5 protein-coding genes are annotated in these 5031 nt (G+C 75.9%); 4 read left to right on the plus strand and 1 reads right to left on the minus strand.

Annotated features, from left to right (window positions below):
- Both GTW43_RS18485 and GTW43_RS18490 read left to right on the plus strand, forming a co-directional pair.
- A partial coding sequence (locus GTW43_RS18485) for an MFS transporter (RefSeq protein ID WP_161303122.1) occupies positions 1-959 on the plus strand: 959 nt, incomplete at its 5' end.
- A 303-nt stretch (positions 960-1262) separates the two neighbouring features.
- Positions 1263-1766 (plus strand): hypothetical protein, encoded by a 504-nt coding sequence (locus GTW43_RS18490; RefSeq protein ID WP_202501623.1) that lies wholly within the window; start codon positions 1263-1265, stop codon positions 1764-1766.
- A 49-nt stretch (positions 1767-1815) separates the two neighbouring features.
- Here GTW43_RS18490 and GTW43_RS18495 read toward each other — a convergent pair whose 3' ends face one another.
- Positions 1816-2778, minus strand: coding sequence for a hypothetical protein (locus GTW43_RS18495; protein WP_237536679.1), 963 nt, complete (start codon positions 2776-2778; stop codon positions 1816-1818).
- Positions 2779-2914: 136 nt separating this feature from the next.
- On the opposite strand from GTW43_RS18495, the gene GTW43_RS18500 reads away from it, so the two are divergent.
- Positions 2915-3283 carry an NUDIX domain-containing protein gene (locus tag GTW43_RS18500; RefSeq protein WP_161303123.1) on the plus strand — a complete coding sequence of 123 codons (369 nt, stop codon included), beginning with the start codon at positions 2915-2917 and terminating at the stop codon, positions 3281-3283.
- Between the two features lie 807 nt (positions 3284-4090).
- A partial coding sequence (locus GTW43_RS18510; protein WP_161303126.1) for a cupin domain-containing protein occupies positions 4091-5031 on the plus strand: 941 nt, incomplete at its 3' end.

Raw genomic sequence — 5031 nt, forward strand, 5'->3', positions numbered from 1 at the left:
TGCCGCTCGCCGCGGTGGTCCTCGCCGTCGCCCTGCGGTACGTGCCCGAGAGCCGAGACCCGGACGCGGCGGACACCCCCTTCGACCGGCTCGGTGCCGTCCTCGCCGCGCTCTGCCTCGCCGGGGTCAGCTACGCACTCATCGGGGCGTCCGGCGGTGTGCCCGCGGGCGGCACCGCGATCGCGGCCGCGGCGGGCGTCGGCGCCGGGGTCGCCTTCGTGCTCGTGGAGCGGCACCGGTCCGCGCCCATGCTGCCCCCGCACCTCTTCCGCTCCCGGCTCTTCAGCGCGGCGAACGGCATGACGCTGTGCCTGTACGCGGGCATCGGCGGCATCCTGTTCCTGTTGCCCGTCCAGCTCCAGACCGCGCTCGGGTACGACGCCCTGCAGGCCGGAGTGGCGACGCTGCCGATCACCGTCCTGATGCTGCTGCTCTCGGCGCGCTCCGGCGACCTCGCCCGCCGCGTCGGCCCCACCCTGCCGCTGGTGGCCGGGCCGCTCGTCGCCGCGGCCGGCGTCCTGCTCATGCTCCGCATCGGGCCCGACTCCTCGTACGCGGGGGAGGTGCTGCCCGCGGTCGGCGTGCTCGGCCTCGGCATGGCCGGCTTCGTGGCCCCCCTGACGGCGACGGTGCTCGCGTCCGTGGAGCCCCGGCACGCGGGACTGGCCAGCGGGGTCAACAACACGGCGGCCCGCGTCGCGCAACTGCTCGTCGTGGCCGCGCTGCCGCTCGCCGTCGGACTGTCCGGCGAGGCCTACACACGGCCCGAGTCCGTGAACGCCTCGTTCCACCGGGCCGCGTACGGCTGCGCCGCGCTGTTCGTCCTCGGCGCCGCGCTCGCCGCGCTGTTCGTCCGGCCCAAGGCCGTGCGGCCGCGCATCGCCGAGGCCCCGCATCCGCAGTGCCGCTCCCATCTCGGGGTGAACGCACCGGCCCTCGAGCCGGGCGACGGAGGGTGACAACGGGCCGCTCTGCCGCGCCGTCACCGCCCGGGCGACCGGCCGGTTCTTCTCTCCCCGGTGAGCAGTACCGCCCGCGCGCGGCGGCCGGTTTGTCGCCCGGGCGCGCATTCCCGTCGACGGGCGCGCCGTCCGGCCGTTCTGACCGCGGCGCGATTTGACCCTTGCCCGCCAACTGGGGCATCGGTGTGCCTTGTTGTCTCCAGGGGGCCGTGCCTCAATGGGGCCGCCCCGCCTCTGACGACACGTCAGGAGGCGTGCGGCACGCCACTTCCCCCCACACGAAGGGCACAGGGCACCCCCATGAGACTCAGTACCCGCTCCCTCCGCTCGACCTCGGCCGGCCGCCGCGCCGGCCTGTGCACCGCGCTCGGCACCGGACTCGCCGCCGTCGGCGTCCTGGCGCTCGCCCCCGCGGCCGGCGCGGTCGAACCCCAGTCGGCCACCATCTCCTTCGACTGCGGCACCTGGGGCGCCGGCAGCGCGACCCTGACCGCCGCCCAGAACGGCACCGCCGCCACCATCGAGGTGTCCACCTCGGCGATCACCGCGCCGATCGACGTCGGCGCGGGCTCGGTCAGCTCCACCCTCACCCTGACCAACAACGGTGCGGGCGAGGTCAGCTTCACCGGCGACTCCAACCCGGCGATCCCGGCCGGCAGCGCGGTCTCCACCGGCCCGCTCGACGGGACCGTGGCCCCGGGCGACAGCCTCGAGGCGGCGTCCCTGACGGTCGTGGTCTTCGGCGTCACGGCCACCTGCACCGCGACGTCCGCGCAGACGCCCGGCCCGTTCGTGTTCGACTGATCGCGTCGTGAACGTGCGGTGAGCGCGGGGGACTTCGGCCGGGGCGCCGTCAGCCGCGGCGGCCGGCCGGCCAGTCCTCCGCGCTCACGCACGCCGCGATCCGGTCCCACTCCGCGGCCCCGCCCGGCAGCGGCCACGCCCACGTGAATTGCTCACGGCGGTCCAGGTCGTCCAGGACGCGTGCGAGCCGCGGACCGGCGACGGCGGCGCCGTCCGGGACGGTGGGCCCGTGGCGGGCGCGGAGGGCGGCGAACCGGTCCAGTTCGGCGGTGTAGGAACGCGCCGCGTCGTCGACCCGTGCGGCCAGATCGTCGCCCGGCAGTGTGCGGTGCAGGGTCAGCAGCGGCGGTGCGACGGATTCCGCGGCGGCGGCGGCGAGCCGGGCGTGGCCGTCCAGCACGAGATGGCAGTCCAGACCGCTGACCCACCACAGGAGGACCGGCGGGAGCGATCCGTCCCGTGCCTGTTTGCGGTACGCCTTGACCCGGCCGTCGTCGGGGCCCGGCAGTGGCCGCAGCGGCAGCACCTCCCACGATCCGTTGTGCAGGAACCAGTCGAGGTAGCCGTCCGGATGGCCCTCGACGATCATCGCCTCCCAGCAGGGGCGCACCGTGGAGGATGCGGAGGACGCGGCGAAGTGGCCGTGGTCCGGCGCCTGTCCGAGCCGGAGCCGGTGCTCGGCCGACAGCAGCCAGCGCCCCTCGTGCAGCGGGCTGTCCGGCGAGTCGAGGAGATCCTGCGCGAAGCGGTGCGCCCAGCGCCGCGGGTCGCCGCCCAGGGCCCGGGCCCGGTCGGCGCGCAGGGGCGGCACACATGAGCGGAACGCATCGGTCCGCCAGAGGTCGACCCCCTCGCGATGCGGGTCGACGAAGGCGAGCAGCAGCGTCTCGGAGCCCCGGCGCAGCAACAGCCGGTGTTCGGCGGCGTACAGGCACAGCCCCGGACGCCGCAGGTCCCGTCCGCCCCCCTCGCGCCGGCCCGCGGCGTCGCGTCCAGGGACAGCCCCGTCCACGTACCGTCGTCCGCCGTGAGGTCCTTGCGCAGCATGCGCAGAGCCTATTGGGCGCGTCGCGGGGGTGTCCCGGACCGGGGGCGGGGTAGCTGATGCTCGACGCCCGCCGGGCGGGCGGGAGCGGGGAGGAACGGCTGTGACAGTGGAGCAGTCCGCCGACGGCGCGGTGGGCGCCGTGGTGGCCTACGACGGGCAGTTGCTGATGGTGGGGCGGCCGGACGCACGGACCCTGCCCTGCGGCACGCCCGCACCCGGCGAGACGGCCGGTGCCACCGCGGCCCGCGCCGTGTACGAGCTGACCGGCTACCTGGTCGACGGAGCGCAGACCCTGGAGGACGAGGACACCGCGCTGCCCGCCGTGTTGTGCCAGCTCCTGAGCGAGTCCCCGTCGGGTGAGGGGACGGTGCCGCGCGGCGAGATCGGCTGGGTGCCGTTCGAGGAGGCGGAGCTGGCCGGAGTGCCCGAAGCGGTCCGGGCGTATCTGCGGGGACACACCCCCACCTGAGGGCGGGAACGGAAGGCGACGGCGGTGCGGGTCCGGTGGCGTGCCAGGGGCCTCCGGGGGCGCCGCACCGCTCGAATCGAGAGGTGCGGGCGCAAGGGTTACGGTGATTCGGGGGAGCGCGTGCCCGGTGGGACGCGCGGGACGGACGATCCGGCTCTGTCTCTGCCCGTTTGATTTCCCTGGAGGAACGATGACGACTCCCGAGCAGGACCCGAATCAGCAGGAAGGCCCGGCGGACGGCGGCGCGGCAGGCGTCCCCGGCGTCCATGACGGCGGCGCGGACGGAGGCGCGGAGGGCCCGGCGGACGGCGGTGCGTCCGGGACTCCGGGTGTTCATGACGGTGGTGCGGACGGCGGTGCCGAGGGTCCGGCCGATGGCGGTGCGTCGGGGACTCCGGGTGTTCATGACGGTGGTGCGGACGGCGGGGCGGAGGGTCCGGCCGACGGCGGTGCGTCGGGGACTCCGGGTGTTCATGACGGTGGTGCTGACGGCGGTGCCGAGGGTCCGGCCGACGGCGGTGCGTCCGGGACCCCGGGTGTGCAGGACGGCGGCGCCGATGGCGGAGCGGACGGTGGTGCTGACGGCGGCGCGGACGGAGGTGCCGACGGAGGCGCGGACGGCGGGGCCGGTGGCTCCGGAAGCGGCTCTTGAGCGCGGCGGCCCCGCACCCCTTCACGGGCGCCGTCGCAGCGGCTCGGGAGGATCCGGCCGGTGCCCGCACGGGCACCGGCCGTACGGATGCCCGACCGCACGCGGAGCCGCCCGCCCCACCCGGTGACGGGCCGGCCGCCGGCCCGCCCGGTGTTCTGGAGACCCGTCTCACCCGCCTCACCAGGGCGGACTTCGCCCGTGAGGTCTGGTCCCGCACCGCGCTCCTGACGCGTGGGGCGAGTGACTTCGCCGACCTGTTCTCGGCCGGCGCCGTCGACGAACTGATCGCACGGCGCGGTCTGCGCACCCCGTTCCTGCGCGTGGCGAAGGACGGAGCGACCCTCCCCGAGTCGTCGTACACGGCGCCGGCCGGCGTCGGCGCCACGATCGGCGACCAGCTCGACGACACGGCCCTGTGGCGCGCGTTCGCCGACGGCGCCACGCTCGTGCTCCAGGCCCTGCAGCGGACCTGGGAGCCGGTCGCGGACCTGACCGCGGCCCTCGGCACCGAGCTGGGCCACCCCGTCCAGGCCAACGCCTACGTCACGCCACCGCAGAACCGTGGCTTCGACGCCCACTACGACGTGCACGACGTGTTCGTCCTCCAGATCGAGGGCGCCAAGCGGTGGATCGTCCACGAGCCGGTGCTCCCCGACCCCCTGCGCGACCAGCCCTGGACCGACCACCGCTCCGCCGTCGCCGAGGCGGCCCGCGGCGCGCCGGCCGTCGACGCCGTCCTGGAACCCGGCGACGTGCTCTACCTGCCGCGCGGCTGGCTGCACTCCGCGCGGGCCCAGGGCGAGGTCTGCGTCCATCTGACCCTGGGCGTCCACACCTGGACGCGGTACGCGCTGGCCGAACAGCTCGCCGAGGCCGCGCTCGCGGCACTGCGCGAGGACCCGGAGATGCGCGGCACCCTGCCGCTCGGGATCGACGGTCCCGACAGTCCCGACGGAGTGCTGGACGCCGTCCGCGCCCGCCTCGCCGCCGCGGTCGACGGTGCGGACCCCGCGCCGCTCTTCCACCGCGCCCGCCGCGCCCACTCGCGCCCCGCGCCGCTCGGCCCGCTGGCCCAGTTCGCCGCGCTCGACGGGCT

Origin of the sequence: Streptomyces sp. SID5785, from assembly GCF_009870065.1 — a bacterium.
In the GTDB taxonomy this organism is placed as follows: domain Bacteria; phylum Actinomycetota; class Actinomycetes; order Streptomycetales; family Streptomycetaceae; genus Streptomyces.